Source organism: Micromonospora kangleipakensis (genome assembly GCF_004217615.1).
In the GTDB taxonomy this organism is placed as follows: Bacteria; Actinomycetota; Actinomycetes; order Mycobacteriales; family Micromonosporaceae; genus Micromonospora; species Micromonospora kangleipakensis.
In genome coordinates this window covers 1,895,052-1,919,637 of record NZ_SHLD01000001.1, presented here as the reverse complement: position 1 = coordinate 1,919,637, position 24,586 = coordinate 1,895,052, and the positions used below count along the sequence as shown (strand labels likewise).

The following is a 24,586-nucleotide window of genomic DNA, read 5'->3' as shown; positions in this document are numbered from 1 at the left end:
TCGTTGACGACGATTGCCACTGGGTTCGCTGCCTTTCTGCTGCCTGGCGCGCGAGCTTGCCCGTGGCCGTCTGCCCAGGGGATCTCAATACGCCCACCTGTCGTATCCGGGTGGGAACTCGCCGCGGAGCAGGCTGATGAAGGCACGACCGCATGCCAGCAGTGGGCCGGTAGGCAGGTCCGCATTGAATGCCTCCTGCTCGTCGCCGGTGCCGAAGGAGTTTACGAGATCCTTAGGGATGGCCGGAGACCAAGCGCACAGTCGCCGCATGACCCGCTCCGACAGGTCAAGTGCAAGCGCAACGCGATCGGGCTCCGTTCCGAGATGGTCATCCAGGCAGGACGACACGCATCCCATGAAGCCGGCCGTGGCCTGTGTCTCCCAGTCAGCCCGGGCGTCAGCGAGCCACGCAGGAGCCTCGGGGATCCCCTTGGCCTCCTGCGCCAGGAGGTACAGCCCACACTTCTGCCTGATAGTCACGGACCCAAAAACCAGATCTGCGGTAGTCCATGTTCGAGCTGCCCACCCGGGCAGTAGATCACTCAGCCGCCAGGTGAGCCCCTGGGACTCGAACCCTGAACCCCCATGGCGAAGCCTGGATCATCTGCAATCGGGCGGATCGGCTGCTGACCTCGGCGAAGTCTTGCGTTGGCTTACAGCGGTTGACAGCGCTTGTCGTCATCAGTTGTGCCCGGCTTGTGCCGGATGATCTCCCGGTCCATCGCCCTAAAGTGGGTGTCATGGCGGTTTCTGGACGAACAAGGAAGATCATCTGGGTCGAGTCCGGTGGCCGCTGCGCAATCTGCCACCGACAGGTGCTCACGCCCGCCACTGAGACAGACGACCCGTCAATCTTTGGGGAGGAGGCTCACATCGTTCCCGCCTCCCCGGGCGGGCCGAGAGCTGCCGGACGCCTAGGGATGACCCAGGCTCAGATTGACCATCACTCAAACCTCATCCTGCTGTGTAGCCCTTGCCACAAGCGGGTCGATGACCAGCCGAACCACTTCACGATCGAGGAACTACACCGGATCAAACGGGCACACCGAGAGTGGATAGCGTCGCTCGGCGAACAAGAGAGACCACCTGCAAGGCAGGCGGAGAAGGTCACGGCGTGGCCGAGCATCGTACTGAGCGACCCCGCCGACCCCAACTCGGCGCCGGCGTGGGGCGCCACCATACGTAACGCCAGTGAGCTGCCGGTTTACCAGGTTCATGTCGAGTTCGTGCCGATCGAACGATGGCGTGGTCTCTTGGCGGTCGTCATTGAGGTGGTCCCGCCAGGCGACTGGCTTGTGAGTGGACGCAAGGTCTATCCGAAGCCCGACCGGGCCGCACTGAGGCCGGACACCTGGGAGATGCCCGAACGGACCTACGTAACTGAGCTCCGCTTTACTGACACCAACGGTCAGACGTGGCACCGGGACAGACGCGGCGTGCTTGCTGAAGTTCCCTAGCGCCATGCCTACTGCCTTCGAGCTGTCTTGTTGCGTCGCTGCAGCCTGACGTCTCGCTTACAAGGCGCTTTCGGCGAAGGTCGCAGCGTCCGCTGACGTCCAGCCTATTAGGGCTGGAGGCGACCCCCGTCCGCGCTGGTCCGGCCTCGGCCGCCACCGTTGATGTCAACGACTGATGTCAGCTCGCCGCTGTTGCGGCTTCCTGGTCGACGAGGGTGACCCTGCCGAGGAAGCCGGAGATAGTCGTCGGCCCGTCTCGACCACGCTCGTCTCCAAGTCGCTGCTCCGATGCCTGCCGTGAAGCGCGGGGATCACGACCAGGGCGGCTCGCCCAGCAGTTCACGGCAAGCCGTCATGAGCTTCTCTTGAGCGTCGGCGATCCGGGCTTCCGCTTGCGTCATGTCCGCCTTGCCATGGCTGCCCACGTCCAGGTCGCCAGCTTCCTTCACCGCCAACACCAACTCCCCGCCGGCCGCGCTGACAGCGGGGTCCGTCGAATTGGCGGCCCGGGCCCCAACGGTGCCGTTTGGGGCGTAGAAGCGCTCATTCTCGTCCACCAGGCGTGCCACCCCAGCACAACCACCACGGGTGTACTTGTCAGGGCTGGGCGGGCTTGCTGCCGGTTTCTCGTCGGTACAAGCGGCCAGAAGCAGGGTGGCGCCAAGGAGGCACGCGGCGAGAGACCGATTCACCGGCGGATCGTATATCGGCGATCATGGGGGACCGCATCGACTCGGCTGAGTGCTATCCCACGAGGATCGGGTTCATGGTTCACCTGGGCGGCTGCGTGGCCACATGCCGACTTGACTGTCCACACTCGTCCTCGAGCGGGTGTCCCCGTTCGGGCAGTTTGCTGTCATCGTTGCTGTCGACACAGAGACGGGCGGCTCACCCACCCGGATGCTAAGGGCCCAAACGAGCGGGACCTGAAAGTGCAGCAGTGCGCGGGCGACGGCAGACAGCACGCCGGCTCGAACCCGACCAGGCCGGCCAGTTGCAGGAGTTGGCCTGCGGCCCCGGCTGAGGCAACCCGACCACGAGTCTCAACCTGAATCGGGTGACGGTCCTCGCCCCCGGCGTCTGAGCCGAGCGAGAGCCAGCATGATCATGATGATTCCGGCGGCTTCGAGGAATGCGGGCAACTGGAGAAGCAGGTCCTCCGTCGCGTACCCCTCGGCCGTAGCAGCTTTGGTCGCATCCGTTCGGTCGACGTGCAGCCTCACCGCGTCTCCGTTGCGATACCGAACCTCATCGAGTTCGCTGGAGAGCAACTCCCGGTGCCGCGCACCGTTGAGGGCGTAGTCCACGGTCACCCTCGTCACCGAGGTCGAGCGCCCGATTTGGTATCGCTCCACGTGGACGACTCGGCCGGTCGTCTCGACGCCGAGGCGCACCCTCTGGCCGATCACCGCGTCTAGCCGGGCCGAGAGCATGAGTCCGCCACCGACCAGGAGACTGCCCAGGACGACAGCCACGACGATTCGGAGCCGCCGTCCATCGAAGCGGATCACCGACGTGGGTCCTCCAAGCCGCGGCAAGCTGACCAACGGGAACTGGGCAGGCGCCAGCTAGTGGTCGTTGAACATGAACAAGAGCGTCTGGTGCTCGACATCGAGGAACGCGACTCGCCATCGTGGCGACGGCGCTGTTTCGTTGTACGACCTGCTGTGCAGCCACCGCGACTCGCTTGGCAGGAACGGCACCAGGGCAGGCCACACGTCTGCGGGGCTACTGTCGTGGGGAAGCTCATCCAGGTTGACAGATGTGTACGGTACGAAGTCGTATCGCTTCGCGAACGCCTGCGCGTCCTCCGGTCGCAGCTTGACCACGCCCTGGTACGCCCAGTCGGTAGGGCCGGGCATTCTGGAACACGGGTTGCCCGAGGTGCGCAGCTGCCAGTGGATTTCTGGGTAATCGCCGAGGTCCGGCAAGTCATCCGGAGGATCCCAATGGTCGGTGCGGACCTTCGCCTCTGCGACCTGCACGGACTCCTGGCAGGTACGCGTCTCCGCCGGATCGTCACCGATGAGTAGGAATCCGGCTGCGGCGCACCCGACGACCGCCAGCAGCATCGCAGCAGCCGCGCCGAATACGGCCACCAGCAGCGGCCTGCGCGTCTTCATGGTCATTAGGGTACGAGTCCTCGGCCACAACCGTCGTCCACAGGTCGCCCCTGGATCAACGAAGTACGAGATCAATTCCGTGAACGCTTGACCGGCAACCAGCTCGTGAGCAGAGGTTCCAGCTTTGGCATCAGGCGGGGGCCGAAGATGCGGATCTCCGCGGCGGGCATGACACCTGCCCACATGCGTCGACCCCTTGACCCCCAGGCAACAACCATCTCGCGGCTACCTGCCCTGATCCCCAGCCCACGCTGACACGCGCACCCTTGGTTGTCCGTGGGCGTCCGGACCTGGTCGCCTCGGTCGTCACCCAGTTAGTCACTCATCGCCATCCCACAGATGAGTGGTCCTCCGCTACTCGCGGCTCGCAATGTCGATCTCGGCGAAGAACTCCAGAATGGGGCCGGCTACCCGCTGGGGTTCGGTCACCGGTGCCAGATGACCCGCATTCGCCAGCTCCACGTACTGGCTTCCGGGAATGGCAGCGGCAACCTCGCGAGCTCGAATGACGAAGGTGTCGGCGTCTTGACCGAAACCCATTACCAAGCAGGGCACCCGGATGTTGCCCAGGACGTCGAGTCGCTCTTGGTACTGACGAATGAACTCGCGTGAGCGTTCCCGGCTCTCGGCAAAGCCGTCCGGTTTCGTCGACCATTGCTGCATCCCGGCAACGAGGGGGTCGACAAAGGCATCGTCGCCCAGCGCCTCGGCAGGGTGGCTGGTGAGAAAGAGCAGGACCAGACGGACGGGGTCGAGCTCAGGCCCGGCCAAGTCCAAGCACTCCCACGCCTGCTGCAACAACGAGTCGAAGGTGTTCTGGCGACCGTAGCTGGCAATGAGCGCGGCGGCGGCGACCAGGTCCGGGCGGAGCGCCGCTACCTCTTGCGCGATAGCGGCCCCCTGGGACCAGCCGAGTAGATGGACCGGCTCGGGTCCTAGATGCTCGATGAAGGTGCCGACGTCCCGCGCTACATCGGCAGGTGCGTAGCCAGGCCCGGCGTGGACGAAGGTGACGGCTTCGTAACCCGCACTCGTCAATGCTGACACGATGGGGGGAGCCCACCAGCGGGGATCAGCCTGGGGGTTGCTGAGGATGACGACGCGGCGTCCATGACCGAACCGCTCAAAGCGGCCAACACCTGCAAGTTCGCGCATGGTCGCAGATCCTTCCAGGGCGGAGGCTGGCTGCTCGACATGGAGCGAGGCTACCTGGCGCACCATCGCCGGACGCACTACGTCAAGCGGACCTTGACGCACGTACGGATGCTGCCGGAACAGGCGGAGTCGGCTCTCGTGTCACGGACCGCGCCCTCGACGGACACCGCCACAGTGGCGCAGTTGACCCCAACCTCGACCGGCACGGACCCGGCTCCTGGGGTCGGAGCTGGCCACCGGCGGGCACCCTCCCCCTCCCAGGTGAGCGGTTGACCTGACCCTGAGCGGCTGTGGAGCCGGCTTCTGGGCGACCGGCTGCCTCGCGCGGGCACCGCCCCCATGCTTGGGGCTTGCCGTGCGGACCCAGCGGGCGATCTCCTGCGCCGCGCTGCTCGGGCGCGGCGCGGCCGGCTGCCGGCGACGAACCTCCACCACTTCCACGCCTGATCCGTCTGCGGCGGCCCCCGGGCTTCCCGCTCTCCGCGCCAGCCGCCGGGCGTGTTGCGTGGCCGGCGTGGAGCGACAGCGGAGCGTCGGACGCGCGCCCAGGCGGCGGCGCGTGCGGCCCGTCAAGGGCCGCCTTGAAGACGTACAGAAACTTTGAACCAACTTTGCCGCCAGCCGGCCGGTTCGTACGTACGTTCGATTAGGCTGCGGCTGGTGGAGATACGTGGGCGGTGGTGGAACGGGAGCTGGGGTCGCATGGCCCGGCGCGACATCTGGCTGCTCTCGGACGGCCGGCTCTGGCGGGTCCGTGGCCGTCGCGGTGGCGACGGAGGGCAGGAAGTCTCGTACGACTTCGCCGACGAAGCCTCCGCGGCCCGTTCGATGATCGACCGGATGATGAAGACCTCGGCCGGCACCTGGCGGGATCTCACCGAGGCGATCCGGCAGGAAGCGAACCGCCGGCAGACTCACTGATCGATGGCCTTCGAGCTACTGCGCGGGCGGCTCGCCGTACCGTCGGATGTGTTCGGCCCAATCACGGGCGACCGCTTTTGCCTGGGCGCGGCGCATCGGTGCAGTGCGGTGCATTTGAAGGTTGCCCTCAGGGTCGTCGGGCACATAGGCGATCACTGGCCACCTGTTGGTTACGGCCCGCCACGGCCACACCACCAGCGTCGCGAGCAGCGCGCCCACCACGTTCAGGAGGTCGAAAGTCTCACGCCGTTTGACGGGGTTGAACGGATTGAACGGATCGGATTGGTACATGTACGTCCGCCACGGCGCGCGCAGGACTGGCCGCCATGCGAGACGCTGCCGGCCGACCCGCCACGGAATCCATTCGCCCGTCGGCGACCGCGTGAACACCAACACGCCATCATGGTGACACCGACCCACAACCTCGTGAAGCTGATGCCAATCGATTCATCGGTGATGGAAGCCCGCCGAACGGACGGGACTATCGCCCCGACCACCAAGGCATAACAGATCATCAACCCCTACATGATCGGCAGGACTCCCCCTAGCTGGGCCGGCCGCTGCCGACTGCGCTCAGCGGCACGTATCCGCCCGGACATGCACCCCGCACCGACGGTGGCAGGTCGACTGCCCACACCCGCCAACCGCCGGCGTCTCGCCGGGTCTCGAACCGCCAGGCGTGGGCTGCGCCGCTGAGGTTCGTGAGTTCGTTCCACCAGACCGCGTGGACCTGAGCGGTCACCGTCGCACGGTCGTCGCCCTGGTCCTCGACGTCGATCAGTCCGACCGTCTCCAGCTTCGACGGGACGTTGCCGCGTTCCATCTCGCCGCGGTACTGACGCCACTGCCGCAGCAGCTCGTCGTGACGCCTGCCGGCCAGCACCCGCGACAGACCGATCTCCTCCCCGCTGCTCATCTGGAGCACATACAAGCTCACCGCCGCGTCCGGCGTCGCCTCACCCCGCTCCGCTTGGGCCTGCCGGAGAACAGCCCACGACACCGGCACCGCCACGATCCCGGTACACAGCACGGCTACGAGCGAGAGCACCACCCAAGGCCAATGGCGCGGCGATCGAACCAACGGCCTGCCCGGCGCCGCCCGGCGACCCGGCAGAACTGGTCCGTCTCCTGGCCCCATAGAAGGCAACATATGCCTCTCTTGGGTGCCTAGCTAGCGTCGGCAGCCGGTCGCCCCGAGAGCGGCGGCCCGGCCTATCGGGCGAGTGCGCTCTGTTCCATGTCTCCGTACCCTGACCGAATGGCCCAGCTCGTCGACACCGCCCGGCAGACGGCTCGCATCAAACTTGAGGTCGCGTTGCCGCGCCGGTGGGGCCACGTCCAGGCGGTGGCCGTCAAGGCCCGCCAGGTCGCCGCCGCCGTGCCCGAGGAGGACCGAGACATCCTGGTTGCTGCCGCCTGGCTGCACGATGTCGGCTACAGCCCAGACCTGGTCGACACCGGCTTTCACTCGCTGGATGGCGGCCGGTGGCTGAGGCGAGAGCACTTCGACGAGCGGATCGCGGCCTTGGTGGCGCATCACTCATGCGCCTGGTTGGAAGCCGAGGAACGGGGACTCGATGAGACCTTGGCGCAGGAGTTCCCCCGCGAGGAATCGGCGGTGGCCGACGCTCTCTGCTTTGCGGACATGACCACCGGGCCAGACGGTCAGGACTTCGAGGTGTTGGAAAGGCTGGAAGAGATCCGGTCACGGTACGGGCCGGACCACCTCGTCACGCGCTTCATCATTCGAGCGGAACCCGAGATGGTGGCGGCCGTGCGGCGCACGCAGTCGCGACTCCACGGCCGGGTTCCTCAGCCGATGTAGGGCTCTCGGCGGTCCTCGTAGCCGTGCTGAATGCGCAGCTGCGTCGACGGGTGAATCGAAAGCGCCGGCAGCTCGTCAGGGCTCAGCCACCGCACGTCGGATGACTCGTCACTCGTCGTCAGCGTGCCGCCGCGAGGCTTCGCCCGGAAGCAGAGGGAGAACTGCTGGCGCACCTCGCCGTTTGAGTACTCGATGACATGGCCCGGGTCGGAGTAGACGCCGACAATCCCTGTCACCTCGACGTCGACCCCGGTCTCTTCTCGGGTTTCCCTGACAGCTGTTTGCGCAACTGTCTCGCCGATCTCCTGGCCACCGCTGGGGAGCGACCACAGGCCGTTGTCCGTGCGGAGGATCAGCAGCACTCGTCCGCGGTCGTCCCGCACGAACACCGAGACGGCCACAACGATGCTGTTGGCCTTCGGTGCATTGGGGTCGTGGTAGTGCTCGATCCTCGCCACGGTTCTAGGCTGCCACCTCTTCACGCCCGATTGGGTACGAGACCATCACAGCCCGGTCGAAGCTGTCGGCGTAGGTGCTGAACAAGTCTCCGCCGGACAGCCGGCGGAGGTGCATCACGGGCGCGTGGGGTGCCGGGAACCCGAGGACATGCATATTGACCAGCATCTCGTCATCAAAGCGGTAGATCGAGTTGTACAGGGTGGTGTCGTGGTACCTGACCTCTACGCCCTGCGTGCCTTCGAGGCGGTCGTAGTACTGCCTCACCTGCCGAATTTTGGCGGCCATGACACCGGGGGCGCCCTCCTCGACGCTCTTCCGCTCAATTGCGGGCCTGTCGGGGTCCCCTAGCAGGATCCTGATGGACACCCCGTCGAGCGCCTTCTGCCGCAGGGTGTCGATGAGCCGTGGGTCCTGTTCGACGAGGAAGAGCCCCGCGTACGCGAGGATGTCGATCCTCTCCTGAGCCATGTCGATCATACGACGCCAGAGCTCGTAGGGCACCGACGACCTACGCGAGTAGAGCTGGACGACCTCGTTCTGACCGAGCCGCGATGCCTTCTCCGGAGTCACCGCACCCGGCCACAGGTACGACTCGCTCTCGCGAACGACAGCAGCAATGGCATGCCGGTGGCGTGGGTATGGCGTTCGGTCCTGCGTGATCCACCGCTCGACCGTTTTCGGATCAACTCCGATCTTCTCCGCTATGAGGGCCGGCGTCATGCCGTTGCGGAGGATGGCGTCACGCAGTCGGTCGTTAGGCATCAGCGCCTCCAAGGGACGGCTAGGACGCATTCAAGATAACAAAGACGTCCCTAGTTGTCCACCTCGTCGGGTGGCTTGTCCTGTCCATTGCGGAACCCTCATTGGCAGAGGTCACGAGCAAGAGTCCACCGGGGACGCGCTCAATCTGACCCGAGACACAGGAGGTCTGTTGTGAAGCTGTACGTGGACACCCAGAGCAAGCAGGTCCAGGTGACGAAGGACCCGGAGCCGAAGAACGACCAGAACGGCAACCAGCGGTCGGAGAAGAACACTGGCCGGCCCATGTGGTCCACCCAGGTCTTCGTTCTCGACGAGACTGGCGGCGAGATCATCACTGTCACCACGGCGGGTGAGAAGCCGGGCGTGACGGTGGGACAGCTCGTCGCTGTCGAGCAGTTGGAGGCCATTCCGTGGGCGACCAACGGGCGCAACGGCGTCGCGTTCCGCGCCATCTCGCTGAAGCCGAAGGCTGGTAACTCGGCGGCGAAGTAGGTCCCTCGCTCACCGCGCTGTGTGAGCCTCTGGTGTCCGATGAAGCGGCCTGATGGTCCGCTGACCTGAGATCCACCGGTCCGGGAGTGGTTCCGACTCCTACATTCCCGGCCCGCCGCCACGAACGGTGGTGGCATCCCCGCAAGAGCTGGCGCGGGGTCGGTCCGACTCCTACATCTGCCGACCCCGTGCCCTCCAACTCATCCACCCCAACTCGCGATTGGGAGGACTCGTCATGTCCAAGCCTACCCGCCCGAGCGGCCTGCCCACAGGGCTGCACCTGTTGCAGGCCGTTGCCGGGTACAAGTCCGCCTACACGTGGGCCGACCACGAGAAGGCCGGCCTGCCGATGGTCGTGGCCTGCACCGCCTGCCAGACGACCATGCTCGGCGCTTCCGCTCTCATCGATTCCAACGGCTACTGGTGGTACGCCGATTGCGGCGACATTCGGAGCGCGTCATGACCAAGCCGACTGCACGCCGCCCCTTCGGCGGAAGGTCCACCGGAACGGTCACGGTCATCGAGGCCAAGGTCCACCGTTCCTCGGCTCGGAACGCCCGGCTGGCGTTCATCCTGACGGCGGTCATCGTCGGCCTTCTCTCGGCCGTGGTGGCCGCTTCCTACATGCACCCGATCCTCGCTCTGTTCGTCGGCGCTCTCATCGGCGCACCGACCGGCGGCATCGTGTGGGTGCTGGTCCGGATCTGGCCGGTCCTGCGGCTGCTGTGGTGGTGGAGCACCGAGATCGTGCTCACCACCGGGGTAATCACCTTCTGGGTGCAGCTGGCCAACCACACTCCGCTGCCGGTGACCCTCGTGGTTGTCGCCCTGGTCGTCGGCGTCCCGGCTGCCCTGCCGGTCGCCCGCCGCGTCCTGATCGCCTGGACCTGGTGCCTCGTGGTCCGGCACCGGCTGCGCGTGTGCTTCGCACAGTTCATCATCGCCAACCAGTCCGGCAGCCTCCCGCTGATCCTGTGGGCCAAGCCCACCCCGGTCGGGGAGCGCGTCTGGGTCTACCTGCGCCCCGGCCTGTCCCTCGCGGACCTCGAAGGCCGTCTCGACCGCATCGCGGTCGCCTGCCACGCCGCCACCGCCCTCATCGAACTGGCCTCCGACGGCAACGCCGCCTACCTGCGGTTCGACATCAAACGCCGTGAGGTCCTGACCGCCACGGTCGCCTCTCCGCTGGTCGACGTCATCACCGGCGACACCCCGGCCACCGACCGGCCCACGCCGGTCATCCCGACGGCCCTGGACCTGCCCGACGTCGACGCACCCGTCATCACCCTGCCGGTGCAGAAGAAGCCGGCCAGCACCGCCAACGGCAGCAAGCCCGCGGCTTCGTCCTCCGCCCCTGAGGACGACGTTTCCGACTGGATCTGACCCACACCCAACCGGACGCGAGGAGCCCTGCGGGCTCGTTCGTGTGGCTCCTCGCGCCCACCAACGCCCAAGGAGGGCACCCATGACCACCACGACACCCGCCCCTGCTGCGGGGATTCCGGTGGGGCCTGGCCTGTCGATGTTCGACCCCATCTTCGTCGGCATCGACGAGTTCGGTCAGCCCGTCTACATCACCCTCGCCTACCGCAACCTCCTCGCCGGTGGCGAACCCGGCGGAGGCAAATCCGGCCTGCTCAACTGCATCGCCGCCCACGCCGCCCTCAGCGTGGATTCCCGCCTCGTGCTGCTGGACGGCAAGCTCGTCGAACTCGGCCAGTGGGAAGACTGCGCCGACGCGTTCATCGGCCCCGACATCACCGAAGCTCTGACCGTCCTTAGGCGGCTTCAGGTCGTGATGAACAACCGCTATGCCTGGCTGCGGGCTCATGGGCGCCGCAAGCTGACCGCCCTCGACCGGCTCTCGGTCATCACTGTCCTGGTCGACGAGATCGCCTTTTTCAGCGCGACGGTCGGCAGCAAGCAGGAGCAGGAAGAGTTCGTCGCTCTCCTGCGCGACCTGGTGGCTCGTGGCCGCGCTGCCGGCATCCCCGTCGTGGCCGCAACCCAGCGGCCTAGCTTCGACATCATCCCCACGAGCCTGCGGGACCTGTTCGGCTACCGGGCCGCGTTCCGGTGCACTACCCCGAACAGCTCGAACATCGTGCTCGGTCACGGCTGGGCCGAGCAGGGCTACTCCGCCACCGATATCCAGCCCACCAACCAGGGCGCGGCCTACCTCATCGCCGAAGGCGGCGTCCCGCGCCGCATCAAGGTCGCCTACCTGTCGGATGCCCAGATCGCCGGCATCGCCGACTACGCGGCCTGGATCCGCCGACCCGGCGGACTCACCAGCCCTACCGACGCCCCTGCCGACTTGGGGTTGGCGGCATGACCATCCCGGAGCACGACTGCGCCGATCACCTCGACGTCATCGACGCCGAAATCGACACCGTCACCGGCAACACCTGGAAGTCGCTGCGCTGCACGTCCTGCGGCCACCGCTCCCACCAATGCGACCAGGGCGGCTCCGACAGCCTCCAGCCGATCCCCGACACCGCCGTCTTCTACACCGACCCCGGATGGGAGCCCTCGTCATGACAACCCGAGAGCGCACCTACGCCCGCGCCAACAACCAGCGGATGGCGCAGTACGCCGAGCTGTGGATCATCGCCCGGCCGCAGGAGATCGAGGCCATGGTCCAGGCCGCTAGCGCCAGCGGCCGGCTCGTCTACCTGTCCCCACCCGCCCTGATGGGCGGCGACGACACCCGGCAGCGCCGCTACCTGCGGCTGCGCACCAACTAGCACGGCCGACAGGACCGGATCTGCCTCGCAAGCTCGCCGGTCCTGCCGACCACCAACCAACAGCCCTACCGAAAGGACGTGGCTGCCATGAAGGCTACCCAAGACCCGACCACCGAAGTCCAGGTCACCCCCGCTGACCTGCTGCGGATGGCTGCCCTCTACCTGCGCCGGCACGGCTGGCACCAGGGCACCTACTACTGCACCGACGTCCCCGCCGACTACCCCACGCCGCCGGCCTGCGCCGTCGGCGCGATCGGCATCGCCTGCGCCGGACACCGGGTCAACCACTTCTCCGACCTCAATCCCGACGACCGGCACGCCTACCTCGACGCCATCGCCGTCCTGACCGACTACCTCGACGACCACTACCCCATCCACCTGTTCGACGACGACGGCAACTACCTCGACGACCACACCTCCCCCTACTCCTGGAACGACGACCCGCTCTGCACCGCCGAGCACGTCATCACCGCCCTCGAAGGCGCGGCACAGGAATGGGACCGCCTCCACCACCAGGGAGGCGAAAACCGATGAGCACCGTCAAGAAGTCCTTGACGCCGTTCGGGCAACAACTGAAGCACCGGACGGTCGTGGAGAACGACGAGTTCGCGGCCTTCGCCCGCCGCATCATCCGCGCCCACGGCCGCCGCGTCGCCACCGGCGACGTCGAAGCCCTCCGCGACCTCGTCGCCCTCTCGACCAACCTCGACGACGCCATCGGCGACGCCGTCATCGGTCTTCGCGCCTTCGGCTACTCGTGGGCGGAGATCGGCCAGCGCCTCGGCATCACCCGGCAGGCCGCCCAGCAGCGCTGGGGAGGCCAGCAATGACCACCACCACCCAACCGACCGGGCTGGCCGTCGAGTTCTACGACCCGGCCGGCACCCGCTACGGGTTCCCCACCTTCCCCTACCTCGACGCCCCGCAAGGGCTGGCCACCCGCCGGCAACTCCGCGCCGCCGGCCTGCGCCCCGGAGGACATGACCCGGTCGCCCAGATTCTCTGGCGGCGTGGCAAGCGCGTCGCCTACCTCTACCGCCTCGACCTCGCTGCCCCCAAACGGGTCGCCACGCCCGCGCAGCGGGAGGCCATCGCCAAGGCGCTTCGCGCTCGCCGCACCTGCCGTTCCTGCGGCCTCGTCCAGCCCTACTACATCCCGCGCCGTACCGGTGCCTGTCTCGACTGCATCCCCGGAGGTGCCCGATGACCACCGCCATCACGAACCTCGCCGCTCAGGAGCGGATGACCGTGGATGACTACGCCGTCAGCGCCCTCGCCAGCTTCTTCGCCGCCCGCGGCCCCTTGTCCTTCGAGCGGTTCCTGTCCGGCTACTACGCCGAGTCGATCCGCCTTATCCAGGAAGCCCACCTGGCCGACTGCACCGTCGGCGACGGCGACCACTGCGCCACCTGCGACGGCATCCGTGTCGGCCTCGTCGGCCTGCTCGCCGAACAGCGCACCGTCATCTCCACTCCTGAGGAGGTGACCGGCCATGGCCAGCCCTGACCGGAACGCCACCGGCCCCCGGATCGAGGGCGTCGTCCTGGTCCTCATCCTGCTCACCGTCGCCGGCTTCGCCGGAGCGGCCTCCTTCACCCACGTCAAAGACTGGACCCTCGCCAACTCCCCTGCTGGCACCGGGGAATGGTTCGGCTGGGCCAACGCCGTTATCTCCGAACTCGTCCCCATCGCCTCCCTCCTGACCATCCGCCGACGCCGCCGTGCCGGCGCTCCGATCGGCTACCCGCTGTTCCTGCTCATCGCCGCCGCCGGCCTGTCCCTGGCCGCGCAACTCGCGGTCGCCAAGCCCAGCCCGTCCGGGTGGCTCCGCTCGGCCGTCCCGGCGCTGGCGTTCATGGCCCTGGTCAAGCTCGTCCTCGCCCCGGCACCGACGCCGGAGCACACGCCGGCCGCCGAGCCGGTGGAGCCGATCCACGTCCAGGTGGCCGAGCAGGTCACCACCCAGCCGGCACCGCCGGCCGCCATCACCCCGGCCCCCGAGCCGACCCCGGCTGCTGAGCCGGTCGACATTCCTACCCACCTGCTGCCCACCGCCCGCTTCGCCGCCGTGCAGCACGAACAGACCACCGGCCAACCCATCACCGCCACCGAGCTGGCCGACCGGCTGAGCATCGCCCCGACCGTGGCCGGGCAGCTCCTCACCACCATCGCCGGTGGTGCCCGATGACCATCGTCATCGTCGACATCGAACAGTTCACCCACACCTGCCCCAACCATCCCGAGGGGCACCCGTTCGACATCCGCCGGACCGTCGTCGACGTCATCCCCGGCGGACCCTGCCGGGCACCGGTCACCGTCCGCTGCGGCGCACAGACCGTCCAGGTTCCCTGCCACCAGCACGAGCCGGCCAAGCGCCAGTGCGGCGCCTGCCGGGTCATCGTCACCGAACGCACCATCACCACCCACCACCTCGACGCTGAGGTTGCGGCTTGATGGCCTCGACGCTGGACCTCACACCCCGAGCCACGGCCCGGGGTGTGGGCTCGAACGCCGACACCATCCCGCCCGTCTACGGCTACACCGCCGCCGGCTCCGCCTTCGAACGCGCCACCGGACCCGACTACTTCGGCTGGCTGGAACACGTGCGGGCCGCCGCCGGCTGCACCCGACCCATCCGCCTCGCCGGCAGCCTCTACACCGTCGAACCGCTGACCGGCCGGGTGCTCGACCAGCGGCACACCGACGCCATGCCTGACGCGGCCATCTACACCGCCTGCGGCAACCGGCGGGCCACCGTCTGCCCGTCCTGCGCCCAGACCTACCAACGCGACGCATACCAGCTGCTCCGCGCGGGCCTGGTCGGCGGTAAGGGTGTCCCCGAGTCGGTGTCCCGGCACCCGGCGGTGTTCCCTACCTTCACCGCCCCGTCCTTCGGCGCGGTCCACGTTCGGGCCGTCAAGCGGCACACCTGCCGGAATCGGAAGCGCTGCGACTGCCGACCCGACCCCTGCCACGCCCGCCGCGACACCGGCCTCTGCCAGCACGGCCGACCCGCCGTCTGCTGGGCTCGCCACGAAGCGGGGGACCAGGTCCTCGGGCAGCCGCTGTGTCTGGACTGCTACGACCACGACCACCAGGTCGTCTGGAACCTCTTCTCCGGCGAGTTGTGGCACCGCACCAAGCAAGCCGCGGAACGCCACCTCGCCAAGCTCGCCCGCCGGCGAGGCATCCCCCGCGTCCAGATCGTCACCGCCACCGGCAACACCCGCAAGGTGCCACCGGTCCGGCTGTCGCACGGCAAGGCCGCGGAGTTCCAGGCACGCGGGGCGGTCCACTTCCACGCCCTGGTCCGCCTCGACGGCGTCGACCCAACCGACCCCACCGCCGTCGTCCCCCCACCGGCCGGCTTCACGATCGCCGACCTGGAAGACGCCCTCCGGCACGCCGCCGAGCAGGTCCGATTCCACACCCCCGGCCACCCCGACCGGCCCGAGGGCTGGCCCATCACCTGGGGCGAGCAGGTCGACATCCGCCCCATCTCGCTCACCGGTCGCGGTGAAGTCACCGACAGCATGGTCGCCGGATACCTTGCCAAGTACGCCACCAAAAGCACCGAGGTAACCGGGCACCGCTCCGTCCGGCTCGACGCCGACACCATCGGCGACTACGCCGACCCCGACGGCGACCACACCGCCCGCCTCATCAACGCCTGCTGGCGCATCGGCCGACCCACCGGTACACCCGTCCCGCTCTCCCACCGGCCCCTGGACCACCGGCCCCGGCCGGGCTTCGTCGAGCCGTGGGAGTGCCCCGACTGTGGCACCCGCACCCGTTACGCCGCCTGCCCCGTCTGCGTCGCCCACCGTCAAGCCACCCTTGACGCCCAACCCACGAAACCGCCGACGGGCAACCCTTACGGCCGGCTGCGTCGGTGGGCGCACATGCTCGGCTTCGGTGGCCACTTTCTCACCAAGGCCCGCCGCTACACGGTGACCTTCCAGTTCCTGCGGGAGACGCGGGTCGCCTTCCGCCGGCACGAGAATCAGGGCGACGAGCACAGCGGCACCGTCCAAGCGGCCGACCACCTCGATGACGACACCACTCTCATCGTCAGGACCCTCACCTTCGCCGGGGTCGGCTGGCACACCAACGGAGATGCCCTCCTCGCCAACACCGCCGCCGCCCTCGCCCGCGAACGACGAACCACCGGCCGCGAAGAACTCGCCCACGAACTCGGAAGTACAGCTGCCGGCCCCGTGCCGGTAGCCGCGTAATCACAACGAGAAGAAGGGACCATTCGGTGTCAGAGAGGTACCTTTCCATCCCGGAAGTAGCAGAGAGGCTCGGAACAACAGAGCGTTTTCCTCGCCGCCTCATCGAGGAGCGCCGGATCGAGTTCAAGCGATTTGGCCGCCATGTGCGTATCGCCGAGAGTGTTCTCAACACCTACATCGATAGCTGCACGGTTACCCCCATTCAACGACCGAGCAGGAGGAGGGCAGCCTAGTTGGCAGGCAACGCAAAAGGACGAAAGCGCCGTTTCGGTAGCGTTCGCAAACTTCCGTCCGGCGCTTGGCAGGCGAGGTATACCGGCGCGGATGGTTTGCCACGGAAAGCGCCGACCACCTTCGACACGAAGCGGTCCGCCGAACAGTGGTTGGTGGAGATGGAGGCGGAGCTGCTTCGCGGCGAGTGGCTCGACCCCGACGCAGGAAAGGTCACACTGGCCGCCTACGCGGACCGCTGGGTGCGCGAACGTGACCTCAAGGCCCGCACGCGTGAGGAGTACGTGCGGCACCTACGGCTCCATGTCCAGCCGTACCTCGGCGAGCGGGCCCTCAATAAGGTGACCGCAGCGCACGTCCGCAGCTGGCGATCAGATCGGCTAGCAGCTGGCGTCGGCAAGCCCACCCTGGCCAAGACCTACCGCATCCTTCATGCCGTCTTTGCCACGGCCGTCGACGATGACCTGATCCGTCGTAACCCCTGCCGAATTAAGGGAGCCGGACAGGACAAGACGCCAGAACGTCCGACCGCAACTCTCGACCAGGTCTTCGCCATCGCCGACTCGATCCAGCCGCGTTACCGCCTACTCGTACTCCTCGCTGCCTTCGCGCAACTTCGGTTCGGCGAATTGGTGGCGCTTCGCCGAAGGGATGTGGATCTCGCGCAGATGGAACTGCGCGTCCACCGCGCCACCGCTGAAATGCAGGACGGAACACAATTGGACGACGATCCCAAATCGGCGGCGGGCACCCGCCCGATTAGCCTTCCACCGGGCCTTCGCGTCGACATAGAATCGCACCTTGCTCGCCACGCCCAAGCCGGCCCCAACGGACGCCTTTTCGTTGGTCCGCTCGGAGCGATCCCTCGTAGGCGCAATTTCAACCGAGTGTGGCGCGAGGCTCTACTCGTCGCTGGCATCCCGGACTCGCCCGGACTGCACCTGCACGACCTTCGGCACACAGGCAGCACCTGGTCGGCGCAGAGCGGGGCCACGCTCAAGGAACTCATGGCGCGCATCGGCCACTCCAGCACTCGGGCTGCAATGATCTACCAGCACGCGACGCGTGACCGAGACCACGCCATCGCCGCTGCCCTGGATGCGCTCATCGAGGAAGCGAGAGGACGCCCCGGCACATGATCTGGCATGGATCTGGCATCTCGACCGAGCAGAGGGCGAGACGACGAACGCCCTGGCCTTCACCGTATCGGTGTTGACCAGGGCGTTTGTATCGCCTGCTTCAAGGGTGGAGCCGAGGGGACTCGAACCCCTGACCCCCACACTGCCAGTGTGGTGCGCTACCAGCTGCGCCACGGCCCCTTGCTGTCGTCCCGGTCGCCCGGGCACGCAGAGAACTATACACACGCCGGTCGGCATGGTCATCTCGCGGGGGGCCCCTGCGTGGGGCTCAGTTGAGGGCCACGTCCGGGGGGAAGTGGGCCACCGCCGCCATCATGCCGCCCTGCCGGCGCAGCACCATCGGCCACAGGTCGTCCGGCCGGTCGACGAAGGCGTCGCCGGGCAGCGCGTCGAGCAGGAACCAGGAACCCTCCTCGATCTCCCGCTCCAGCTGGCCCGCGCCCCAGCCCGAGTAGCCGGCGAAGACCCGGATGCCGCCGACGGCGTCCCGCAGCCGCTCCGGGTCCACCGAGAGGTCGATCGTGCCCACCGCGCCGGAAACCCGGTGGAAGCCCTTCACCGGCTTGATCGGGTGCCGCATCCGGGCCAGGCAGATGGCCGAGTCCGGCTGCACCGGGCCGCCCTCGAAGAGCACTGCGGGGTGGCGGGCCAGGTCACTCCAGTCCCCGAGGACGTCGGCGACCGGCACCTCGGTGGCGCGGTTCAGCACCACACCGAGGGCGCCGCCGGGCTCGTGGGCGACCAGCAGCACGACCGTACGGTCGAAGTTCGGGTCCTTCAGCGTCGGAGTCGCGACCAGCAGCCGTCCGGTCATCGACTCCATGGCCCGACCACCGATCGCCTGCCCCTCCTGCATGTCGGACATTCGTCACCCGCACGCCGGGACAGGGGGCCCGACGCGGTGGACCGTCCGCGCTGTCAACGCCATGCCTGGCACCATAGCCTGCGCCCCGCACGCTGGCTAAGGTCTGACGGGCGGGTGATCGAACATGACTGAGGGAGTTTCGATGGGGCCGACGGCCGAGCTGGCGGTGATCGGTGGGTCGGGGCTCTACGCCCTGCTCGACGGCGCCACCGAACACGTGCTGGAGACGCCGTACGGGGCTCCGTCGGGCGCGATCACGATCGCCGAGGTGGGCGGTCGCCGGGTGGCCTTCCTGCCCCGGCACGGACGCGACCACCGCTACCCACCGCACCTGATCCCCTACCGGGCCAACCTCTGGGCGCTGCGTTCCCTCGGGGTACGCCAGGTGCTCGCCCCCTGCGCGGTCGGCGGCCTGCGGCCGGAGCTCGGCCCGGGCACCTTCGTGGTGCCGGATCAGCTCATCGACCGGACCAGCGGGCGCGCCCAGACCTACTACGACCGGGGGGCGGTGCACGTCTCGTTCGCCGACCCGTACTGCCCCACCGGCCGCCGCACCCTGCTGGACGCGGCGGCGGGCCGGGACGTGCCGGCGGTCGACGGGGGGACGGTGGTGGTGGTCGAGGGGCCGCGCTTCTCCACCCGGGCCGAGTCCCGCTGGTTCGCCGCGATCGGCGGGTCGGTGGTCAACATGACCGGCCACCCGGAGGCGGTGCTCGCCCGCGAGCTGGCCCTCTGCTACACCTCGATCGCGCTCGTCACCGACCTGGACGCGGGTGTGGAGAGCGGCGAGTCGGTCACCCAGGAGGAGGTGTTCCGGGTCTTCGCGGAGAACACCGACCGGCTGCGCGGGGTGCTGCTGGACGCGGTGGCCGCGCTCCCCGCCGAGCGGGACTGCCCCTGCGGCCACGCGCTGGACGGGATCAAGCTGCCGTTCCCGCTGCCCTGACGGCCGGTGCCCCCGCGAGACCTAGGAAGTGCCCGAAAAGACCGGCCCGCCCCGATAGATTCGGCTGGTCGGGGGACTGATCACGAGCCGTCTCCGGCGCCGCAACAACAGACGGAGGCAGCCGGCGATGGCAACGGTTCGCGACACCACGTACGACCTGCTGCGCGAGCTGGATCTGACCATCATCTTCGGCAACCCCGGCTCCACCGAGGAGCCCTTCCTGCAGGGCTTCCCGGCCGACTTCCGCTACGTGCACGCCCTGCACGAGGCGTCGGCGATGGCCATGGCCGACGGGTACGCGCAGGCCACCGGGAGGCCCGCCCACGTCAACCTGCACACCGCCCCGGGCACCGGCAACGGCATGGGCAACCTGGTCACCGCCTGGCACAACAAGACCCCGCTCATCGTCACGGCTGGCCAGCAGAACCGGGAGATGCTGCTGATCGAACCCCGGCTGGCCAGCCGCCGGGCGGCGGAGCTCACCCAGCCGTACGTGAAGTGGGGCTACGAGCCGGTCCGGGCGCAGGACATCCCGGCGGCGTTCATGCGGGCGTACGCGACTGCCGTGCAGCCCCCGGCCGGGCCGGTCTTCCTCTCGCTGCCGCTGGACGACTGGGACCGGCCGGCGGACCCGTCGCCGCAGGTGCGGGAGGTGGCCACCCGGTACGCGCCGGACCCGGTGCGGCTGCGCGACTTCGCCGCGGTGCTGGCGGCCAGCCGCTCCCCGGTGCTCGTGCTCGGCGCGGCGGTGGACCGGGCCGGCGCCTGGCCGGCGGCGGTCGCCCTGGCCGAACGACTGGCCGCGCCGGTCTGGTCCGCCCCGGCGCCGGAGCGGGCCGTCTTCCCCGAGGACCATCCGCACTACCGGGGCGTGCTGCCGTACGCGATCGGGCCGCTGGCGGAGGCGCTGCGCGGCCACGACACGGTGCTGGTGGTCGGCGCGCCGGTGTTCCGCTACTACCCGCACGTGCCGGGCGACTACCTGCCGGTCGACGCGCGGCTGCTGCACGTCACCGACGACCCGGACGAGTCGGCCCGGGCCCCGATCGGGGAGAGCCTGCTCGGCGACGCCGGGCTGGCCCTGGCGGGCCTGCTGGACCTGCTGCCGGCGACGGACCGCCCCGCCCCGGGCGCTCGCCCCGAGCCGGAGCCGCCCGCGGAGTCGAGCCCGCCGAACGCGGACGCCCTCTTCGCCGCGCTGGCCCGGCACTGGCCGGCCGACGGGGTGCTGGTGCAGGAGTCCCCGTCCAACCTCGCCGCGCTGCGCCGCCGGCTGCGGATCACCCGACCCGGGTCGTACTTCACGATGGCCAGCGGTGGGCTGGGGTTCGGGCTGCCGGCGGCGGTGGGGATCGCGCTGGCGGAGCGGGACACCGGGCGCGGCCGGCCGGTGGTGGCGGTGATCGGCGACGGCTCGCTCCACTACTCGGTGCAGGCGCTCTGGACCGCCGCCCAGCTGCGGCTGCCGCTGCCCGTGCTGGTCCCGGTCAACCACCAGTACGCGATTCTCAAGGCCTTCGCCGAGCTGAAGCACACGCCCGGGGTGCCCGCGCTCGACCTGCCCGGGCTGGACGTCGCCGCCGTGGCGCACGGCTACGGCTGCGCGGCGGAGGTGGTGGACCCGCTCGACCGGCTCGGCGACGCCCTGGGCGCGGCCCTCGCCGCCGACCGGCCGACGGTCCTGCCGGTGCCGATCAGCACCGAGGTGCCGCGCATCATGTAGCCGTCGCCGCCCTGGGGCGGGTCAGCGCGGGCCGACCACCAGCGGCGCGCCGGTGAGCACGTCGAGCACCGGTCGGACGCCCAGCGGGGCCCGCAGCGTGACGGTGACCGGATGGATGAGCAGCTGGTCGGTGCAGCCGCCGGTCGAGCGGGTGACGCCCCCGCCGACCACCACCACGTCGTCGCGCTCCAGCACCAGCGGGGTGATGCCGGTGTCGCAGGCGCCGACCCCGAGCCGGTAGGTCAGCCGCGCGCCCTCGGCGGGCGCCGCGAGGTCCTGCGTACCGACCACGCCGTCGGGCGCCGGCCGGGTCGGCGCCACCCCCTCCGGTACGGCGGCGACCGCGCTCGGCGCGACGGCGAGCCGGGCCACCGGGGCCTTCAGCTCCGTCACGGTGAAGAGCCAGGCGGGCACGTCGGCGACGCCCCGGCTGGTCCGGACGGGGGCGGTGCCCAGCCGTACGGCGGTCACGGTCAGCGGGATGCAGGCGCCCGGATCTGCGGGGCTGCTGACCGAGCCGTCCGGCCCGGGTTCGATGGTCGGTCCGTCCTTGGGCCGCCCGGGTTCCTTCGGCCGACCGTCGCAGGCCGGCGGATCGCCCTGGTCCAGCTGGGCGTACGCGACGGCGGCACTGACCAGCGGCACCCGTAGCGTCCCGTCCGGGAACCGGACGGTGCCGTCGCCCGGCTTCGCGGTGGGCAGCGCGATCTGGTCGCGGTACCAGCCCGCCCGGAACGCCGCCTCCGTGTCGGGGCCGAAGCCGGGGTCGCCGGTCAGCACCGTGGCGTCCTGCAGCGGGACGTACCCGGTACGCCACGCCGGGCCGGGGCGCCAGGCCTCGGCCACCTCGCCGGCCCGCTGGTCGAATGCCTCCCAGCGGTGGTCGGGGCTGCCGGCGGAGCGCCCGCCGCCGGCCGGGCCGGAGCCGGCCGGGGCGCAGCCGGCGGCGACCAGGAGGGGCAGCCCCAGCAGGGCGATCGTGCGACGCATGCCTCTTGGACGCCACGCCCGCCCCACCGGTTCCGCCCACGTCCCCGGGCATCGACGGGCCGGGCCGGCCCGGACCAGGCACAGCGAGGGACCCACGCTCAGGTCTCCCCGCCCAGGTCGGCCTCGTACGCCTCCCAGAGCAGGTCGGCGCCGCGCTGCCGGTGCCGGTGCAGCGCCCGCAGGAGCTGTCCCGCCCGCCCGCACAGCTCCTCGTCCGGCACCCCGGGCAGCTCGGCGACGTGCTGGAGGGCGGTGATCGCCGTGGCGATGGCGGCGTGCTCCCGGGTGAGCAGGCGGACTCCCCGGTCCAGGCGCGGGGCGTGGTGCAGCAGCTCCGCGTAGAAGCCGGTGGGTCCCTCGGTGACCCGGACGTGCTCGGCGAAGCCCTGCCGGACCGGGTCGAGGCGGGTGATCAGCCGCTCCCGCCAGCGGGGTTCTCCGGCCGGCGCGGCGAGCGCCCGGGCGAGGGCGTGGATGTCGCCGAGGTGGGTGGGCCGGTGCTGGCGCGCGGGCGGACGGGCCGCCGCGACAACGGTGGACGGCTGCTGGATCGGACCGGTGACCATGGGCACCTCCCGCACTGCTGCGCTACCGCGTACAGCGATGGTGAACCCGGCCGACGGCCCTGTCCAGGGCCGGGGAACGCCTCATCTGCCCCATCCGCCCCACCGGCCCCAGAAGTGCTCACAGGCCCAGCGGGTTGCCCGCCATGGTGCGGAGCTGGCCGGCGAGGACGTGCGCGTCGGCGTCCCGGCCGCCGGTCGGACGCCCTGCGGTGATCGCGTCGGCGAGCGCCCGCAGCTCGTACGGTGGGAGCGTGGCCAATCCCATGCCCTGCAGCGGGATGGTGACCCGGCGGCCGGTCCCCCGGTCGCGGGCGACCACGGTGGGCACGCGGACCACCGACTCGTCCCCGATTCGCTGGGCGACGGCCCCGGCGGTGACCTCGGCGGTGGCCAGGTCGACGGTGCGGGTGCCCAGGGCGCCGCGGACCGAGGCCCGGGTCTCCTCCAACCAGGCGGCGGTGCGCAGCACCCGCAGCACGAGGTAGAGCCCGAGCAGCACGAACGGGACGCCGCAGAGGCCGATGAGCCGGCCGGGTCCCGGCGTTTCGGTGCCGCCGGCGAGGTCCGGCGGGAGCATGCCGGGCGGCAGGTCCCGCGCCTCGTCGTACGACGGGAGCGGGTCGCCGAAGCCGGTGAGCCGGCCGAGCAGCCGGTCGGCGAGCACGGGCAGCAGCACGAAGACCGTGCCGAAGCCGGCGAAGAGGACGCCCACCACCGCCGCGAACACGCGTTGCCCGGGCGCGGCGCCCACCGACAGGCGGAGCTTCTCGTTCGTCACAGGGGGCAGCCTAGGCCGGCCGGGCAACGGGGGTGGACCGCCGGGGGTGGGGTCCGGAGACGACTGTGCGCCCCGGTCCAGGTGGACCGGGGCGCACAGTTCAGGTGGTGGAGGTGCCGGGAATCGAACCCGGGTCCTTCGCCGGTTTGTCAGGGCTTCTCCGAGCGCAGCTCGCTGTGCCTCTACTCGGCCCCACCGCTCACGCGAGCAAGTTGGTGTGACGGGCCCAGTCGCTGATTAATCTCGCCGCACGGACCCCGCGACCGGGTCCGGTTGGCCAGCCTTCTAGCTGATGCCGGCTAACTGGGTCGAAGGCGCTCCCAGGCCGACAGACTCACTACTCGCCTCAGGCGGCGAGAGCGAAGTCAGCGCGATTGTTCTTGGCGCTTATTGGTTTCCGACGAACGATTCTCGAGACGACGTCGGCTTCCTCGGCTCGCTTCCCCTGCCGCAACGTACGAAGTCGAAACCAGTCACCCCCTCGACGGGCCACCTTCGTGGTGGCACTGACAAGCCTAACGCCTGCCGCAACGGGTTTCATCCCGAGCCCCGGGCCGGGCGTGCCGACCGGGACATAGCGGACAAATCACTCATCCATTCCCTTGCCACGCCGGCCGGCCACCCGGGCGATCTCCCGGTCCGCGTCCCGCTTGGCGAGGTCCTGCCGCTTGTCGTACGACTTCTTACCCTTGGCCAGGGCGATCTCCACCTTGGCCCAGCCGTCCGAGAAGTAGACCTGCAACGGCACCATGGTCAGGCCGCCTTCGCGGGTCTTGCCGATCAGCCGGTCGATCTCCAGCCGGTTGAGCAGCAGCTTGCGGGTACGCCGGGGCTCGTGGTTGGTCCAGGTGCCCTGGGTGTACTCCGGGATGTGCATGGCGTGCAGGTAGAGCTCGCCGTTGCGCTCCTGGGCGAACGCGTCGACCAGCGACGCCCGCCCGGCCCGCAGCGACTTGACCTCGGTGCCGGTCAGCGCCATGCCCGCCTCGTACGTGTCGAGGATGGCGTAGTCGTGCCGCGCCTTCTTGTTGGAGGCGACCACCTTGCGACCCTTTTCCCGTGGCATCGGCGCCACCCCCTTCCGAATGACCCACGACCGGTGGCCGGCCGCGGGGCGGAGATCATGCTACCCGAATGACAAGGACCCTCCCGCGCCGTTTATTCCAGGCGCG

The 24,586-nt window shown here is 69.3% G+C and carries 33 protein-coding genes, 1 tRNA gene and 1 other RNA gene; 20 read left to right on the top strand and 15 right to left on the bottom strand.

Annotated elements, in window-relative coordinates; translation table 11 throughout:
- Window positions 1-740: 740 nt before the first annotated feature.
- A complete protein-coding gene (locus tag EV384_RS09380; RefSeq protein ID WP_130332040.1) occupies window positions 741-1,457 on the top strand; it encodes an HNH endonuclease in 717 nt (238 codons plus the stop codon).
- A 311-nt stretch (window positions 1,458-1,768) separates the two neighbouring features.
- On the opposite strand, the gene EV384_RS09375 is transcribed toward EV384_RS09380, so the two are convergent.
- The 4 genes from EV384_RS09375 to EV384_RS09360 form a co-directional block, all read right to left on the bottom strand.
- Window positions 1,769-2,149: a hypothetical protein gene (locus tag EV384_RS09375; protein ID WP_130332038.1), complete on the bottom strand. Its 381-nt coding sequence runs from the start codon at window positions 2,147-2,149 to the stop codon at window positions 1,769-1,771.
- Window positions 2,150-2,500: 351 nt separating this feature from the next.
- The gene (locus tag EV384_RS09370) at window positions 2,501-2,968 is read right to left on the bottom strand and encodes a DUF3592 domain-containing protein (RefSeq protein ID WP_130332036.1); all 468 of its coding nucleotides are present in this window, start codon (window positions 2,966-2,968) and stop codon (window positions 2,501-2,503) included.
- Window positions 2,969-3,025: 57 nt separating this feature from the next.
- The gene (locus EV384_RS09365) at window positions 3,026-3,580 is read right to left on the bottom strand and encodes a hypothetical protein (RefSeq protein WP_130332034.1); all 555 of its coding nucleotides are present in this window, start codon (window positions 3,578-3,580) and stop codon (window positions 3,026-3,028) included.
- A 354-nt stretch (window positions 3,581-3,934) separates the two neighbouring features.
- Window positions 3,935-4,735 (bottom strand): alpha/beta fold hydrolase, encoded by an 801-nt coding sequence (locus EV384_RS09360; protein ID WP_165439894.1) that lies wholly within the window; start codon window positions 4,733-4,735, stop codon window positions 3,935-3,937.
- 660 nt (window positions 4,736-5,395) lie between these two features.
- On the opposite strand from EV384_RS09360, the gene EV384_RS09355 reads away from it, so the two are divergent.
- Window positions 5,396-5,656, top strand: coding sequence for a hypothetical protein (locus tag EV384_RS09355; protein WP_130332030.1), 261 nt, complete (start codon window positions 5,396-5,398; stop codon window positions 5,654-5,656).
- 15 nt (window positions 5,657-5,671) lie between these two features.
- On the opposite strand, the gene EV384_RS09350 is transcribed toward EV384_RS09355, so the two are convergent.
- On the bottom strand, window positions 5,672-6,052 hold the full coding sequence (locus EV384_RS09350) for a hypothetical protein (protein ID WP_130332028.1): 381 nt from the start codon (window positions 6,050-6,052) through the stop codon (window positions 5,672-5,674).
- A gap of 148 nt (window positions 6,053-6,200) precedes the next feature.
- Window positions 6,201-6,704, bottom strand: a complete 504-nt coding sequence (locus tag EV384_RS34740; RefSeq protein ID WP_165439893.1) for a hypothetical protein — start codon at window positions 6,702-6,704, stop codon at window positions 6,201-6,203.
- A gap of 210 nt (window positions 6,705-6,914) precedes the next feature.
- Here EV384_RS34740 and EV384_RS09340 point away from each other — a divergent pair, with 210 nt between their 5' ends.
- Window positions 6,915-7,481, top strand: coding sequence for an HD domain-containing protein (locus EV384_RS09340; RefSeq protein WP_130332024.1), 567 nt, complete (start codon window positions 6,915-6,917; stop codon window positions 7,479-7,481).
- Here EV384_RS09340 and EV384_RS09335 read toward each other — a convergent pair.
- Complete coding sequence (locus EV384_RS09335; protein WP_130332022.1) at window positions 7,469-7,939, bottom strand: NUDIX domain-containing protein; 471 nt, start codon at window positions 7,937-7,939, stop codon at window positions 7,469-7,471. The two genes, EV384_RS09340 and EV384_RS09335, sit on opposite strands and share 13 nt — an antisense overlap.
- A gap of 4 nt (window positions 7,940-7,943) precedes the next feature.
- Window positions 7,944-8,702, bottom strand: coding sequence for an XRE family transcriptional regulator (locus EV384_RS09330; RefSeq protein ID WP_130332020.1), 759 nt, complete (start codon window positions 8,700-8,702; stop codon window positions 7,944-7,946).
- A gap of 171 nt (window positions 8,703-8,873) precedes the next feature.
- On the opposite strand from EV384_RS09330, the gene EV384_RS09325 reads away from it, so the two are divergent.
- From EV384_RS09325 to EV384_RS09255, 15 genes are all read left to right on the top strand, one after another.
- Window positions 8,874-9,194 carry a hypothetical protein gene (locus EV384_RS09325; RefSeq protein ID WP_109948309.1) on the top strand — a complete coding sequence of 107 codons (321 nt, stop codon included), beginning with the start codon at window positions 8,874-8,876 and terminating at the stop codon, window positions 9,192-9,194.
- A 235-nt stretch (window positions 9,195-9,429) separates the two neighbouring features.
- Entirely contained in the window at window positions 9,430-9,657 is a 228-nt protein-coding gene (locus EV384_RS09320; RefSeq protein WP_130332018.1) for a hypothetical protein, read from the top strand.
- Window positions 9,654-10,577 carry a hypothetical protein gene (locus tag EV384_RS09315; protein WP_130332016.1) on the top strand — a complete coding sequence of 308 codons (924 nt, stop codon included), beginning with the start codon at window positions 9,654-9,656 and terminating at the stop codon, window positions 10,575-10,577. Before EV384_RS09320 ends, EV384_RS09315 begins: the two co-directional genes overlap by 4 nt.
- A gap of 82 nt (window positions 10,578-10,659) precedes the next feature.
- On the top strand, window positions 10,660-11,529 hold the full coding sequence (locus EV384_RS09310) for an FtsK/SpoIIIE domain-containing protein (protein WP_130332014.1): 870 nt from the start codon (window positions 10,660-10,662) through the stop codon (window positions 11,527-11,529).
- Window positions 11,526-11,735, top strand: a complete 210-nt coding sequence (locus EV384_RS09305) for a hypothetical protein (protein ID WP_130332012.1) — start codon at window positions 11,526-11,528, stop codon at window positions 11,733-11,735. Before EV384_RS09310 ends, EV384_RS09305 begins: the two co-directional genes overlap by 4 nt.
- On the top strand, window positions 11,732-11,941 hold the full coding sequence (locus EV384_RS09300; protein WP_130332010.1) for a hypothetical protein: 210 nt from the start codon (window positions 11,732-11,734) through the stop codon (window positions 11,939-11,941). The genes EV384_RS09305 and EV384_RS09300 overlap by 4 nt, the downstream gene beginning before the upstream one ends.
- Window positions 11,942-12,028: 87 nt before the next feature.
- Window positions 12,029-12,475, top strand: coding sequence for a DUF6197 family protein (locus tag EV384_RS09295; RefSeq protein ID WP_130332008.1), 447 nt, complete (start codon window positions 12,029-12,031; stop codon window positions 12,473-12,475).
- The gene (locus EV384_RS09290; RefSeq protein WP_130332006.1) at window positions 12,472-12,771 is read left to right on the top strand and encodes a hypothetical protein; all 300 of its coding nucleotides are present in this window, start codon (window positions 12,472-12,474) and stop codon (window positions 12,769-12,771) included. The genes EV384_RS09295 and EV384_RS09290 overlap by 4 nt, the downstream gene beginning before the upstream one ends.
- Window positions 12,768-13,148: an RRQRL motif-containing zinc-binding protein gene (locus tag EV384_RS09285; RefSeq protein WP_130332004.1), complete on the top strand. Its 381-nt coding sequence runs from the start codon at window positions 12,768-12,770 to the stop codon at window positions 13,146-13,148. Before EV384_RS09290 ends, EV384_RS09285 begins: the two co-directional genes overlap by 4 nt.
- Entirely contained in the window at window positions 13,145-13,447 is a 303-nt protein-coding gene (locus tag EV384_RS09280; protein ID WP_130332002.1) for a hypothetical protein, read from the top strand. Before EV384_RS09285 ends, EV384_RS09280 begins: the two co-directional genes overlap by 4 nt.
- The gene (locus tag EV384_RS35860; RefSeq protein ID WP_130332000.1) at window positions 13,434-14,129 is read left to right on the top strand and encodes a hypothetical protein; all 696 of its coding nucleotides are present in this window, start codon (window positions 13,434-13,436) and stop codon (window positions 14,127-14,129) included. Before EV384_RS09280 ends, EV384_RS35860 begins: the two co-directional genes overlap by 14 nt.
- Complete coding sequence (locus EV384_RS09270) at window positions 14,126-14,395, top strand: hypothetical protein (protein ID WP_130331998.1); 270 nt, start codon at window positions 14,126-14,128, stop codon at window positions 14,393-14,395. The genes EV384_RS35860 and EV384_RS09270 overlap by 4 nt, the downstream gene beginning before the upstream one ends.
- A complete protein-coding gene (locus EV384_RS09265; RefSeq protein WP_130331996.1) occupies window positions 14,395-16,176 on the top strand; it encodes a replication initiator in 1,782 nt (593 codons plus the stop codon). The genes EV384_RS09270 and EV384_RS09265 overlap by 1 nt, the downstream gene beginning before the upstream one ends.
- Before the next feature lie 26 nt (window positions 16,177-16,202).
- Window positions 16,203-16,409, top strand: a complete 207-nt coding sequence (locus EV384_RS09260; RefSeq protein ID WP_130331994.1) for an excisionase family DNA-binding protein — start codon at window positions 16,203-16,205, stop codon at window positions 16,407-16,409.
- Entirely contained in the window at window positions 16,410-17,546 is a 1,137-nt protein-coding gene (locus tag EV384_RS09255; protein ID WP_130331992.1) for a tyrosine-type recombinase/integrase, read from the top strand. It abuts the gene before it with no gap.
- A gap of 107 nt (window positions 17,547-17,653) precedes the next feature.
- On the opposite strand, the gene EV384_RS09250 is transcribed toward EV384_RS09255, so the two are convergent.
- Together EV384_RS09250 and EV384_RS09245 are read right to left on the bottom strand one after the other, a co-directional pair.
- Window positions 17,654-17,726, bottom strand: a tRNA-Ala gene (locus tag EV384_RS09250).
- Window positions 17,727-17,814: 88 nt separating this feature from the next.
- Window positions 17,815-18,411: a YqgE/AlgH family protein gene (locus EV384_RS09245; protein WP_423202894.1), complete on the bottom strand. Its 597-nt coding sequence runs from the start codon at window positions 18,409-18,411 to the stop codon at window positions 17,815-17,817.
- A 142-nt stretch (window positions 18,412-18,553) separates the two neighbouring features.
- Here EV384_RS09245 and EV384_RS09240 point away from each other — a divergent pair, with 142 nt between their 5' ends.
- Together EV384_RS09240 and mdlC are read left to right on the top strand one after the other, a co-directional pair.
- Entirely contained in the window at window positions 18,554-19,357 is an 804-nt protein-coding gene (locus EV384_RS09240; protein ID WP_130340380.1) for an S-methyl-5'-thioadenosine phosphorylase, read from the top strand.
- A 127-nt stretch (window positions 19,358-19,484) separates the two neighbouring features.
- Window positions 19,485-21,080 carry a benzoylformate decarboxylase gene (gene mdlC / locus EV384_RS09235; protein ID WP_130331990.1) on the top strand — a complete coding sequence of 532 codons (1,596 nt, stop codon included), beginning with the start codon at window positions 19,485-19,487 and terminating at the stop codon, window positions 21,078-21,080.
- A 21-nt stretch (window positions 21,081-21,101) separates the two neighbouring features.
- Here the strand turns inward: mdlC and EV384_RS09230 are convergent, their stop codons facing one another.
- From EV384_RS09230 to smpB, 5 genes are all read right to left on the bottom strand, one after another.
- Window positions 21,102-22,070 carry a hypothetical protein gene (locus tag EV384_RS09230; protein WP_130331988.1) on the bottom strand — a complete coding sequence of 323 codons (969 nt, stop codon included), beginning with the start codon at window positions 22,068-22,070 and terminating at the stop codon, window positions 21,102-21,104.
- 98 nt (window positions 22,071-22,168) lie between these two features.
- Window positions 22,169-22,636: a hypothetical protein gene (locus EV384_RS09225; RefSeq protein WP_130331986.1), complete on the bottom strand. Its 468-nt coding sequence runs from the start codon at window positions 22,634-22,636 to the stop codon at window positions 22,169-22,171.
- 118 nt (window positions 22,637-22,754) lie between these two features.
- Window positions 22,755-23,414 carry a hypothetical protein gene (locus EV384_RS09220; protein WP_130331984.1) on the bottom strand — a complete coding sequence of 220 codons (660 nt, stop codon included), beginning with the start codon at window positions 23,412-23,414 and terminating at the stop codon, window positions 22,755-22,757.
- Between the two features lie 105 nt (window positions 23,415-23,519).
- Window positions 23,520-23,895: a transfer-messenger RNA gene (gene ssrA, locus EV384_RS09215) on the bottom strand.
- A gap of 105 nt (window positions 23,896-24,000) precedes the next feature.
- Window positions 24,001-24,480 (bottom strand): SsrA-binding protein SmpB, encoded by a 480-nt coding sequence (gene smpB / locus EV384_RS09210; protein ID WP_130331982.1) that lies wholly within the window; start codon window positions 24,478-24,480, stop codon window positions 24,001-24,003.
- Window positions 24,481-24,586: the final 106 nt, after the last annotated feature.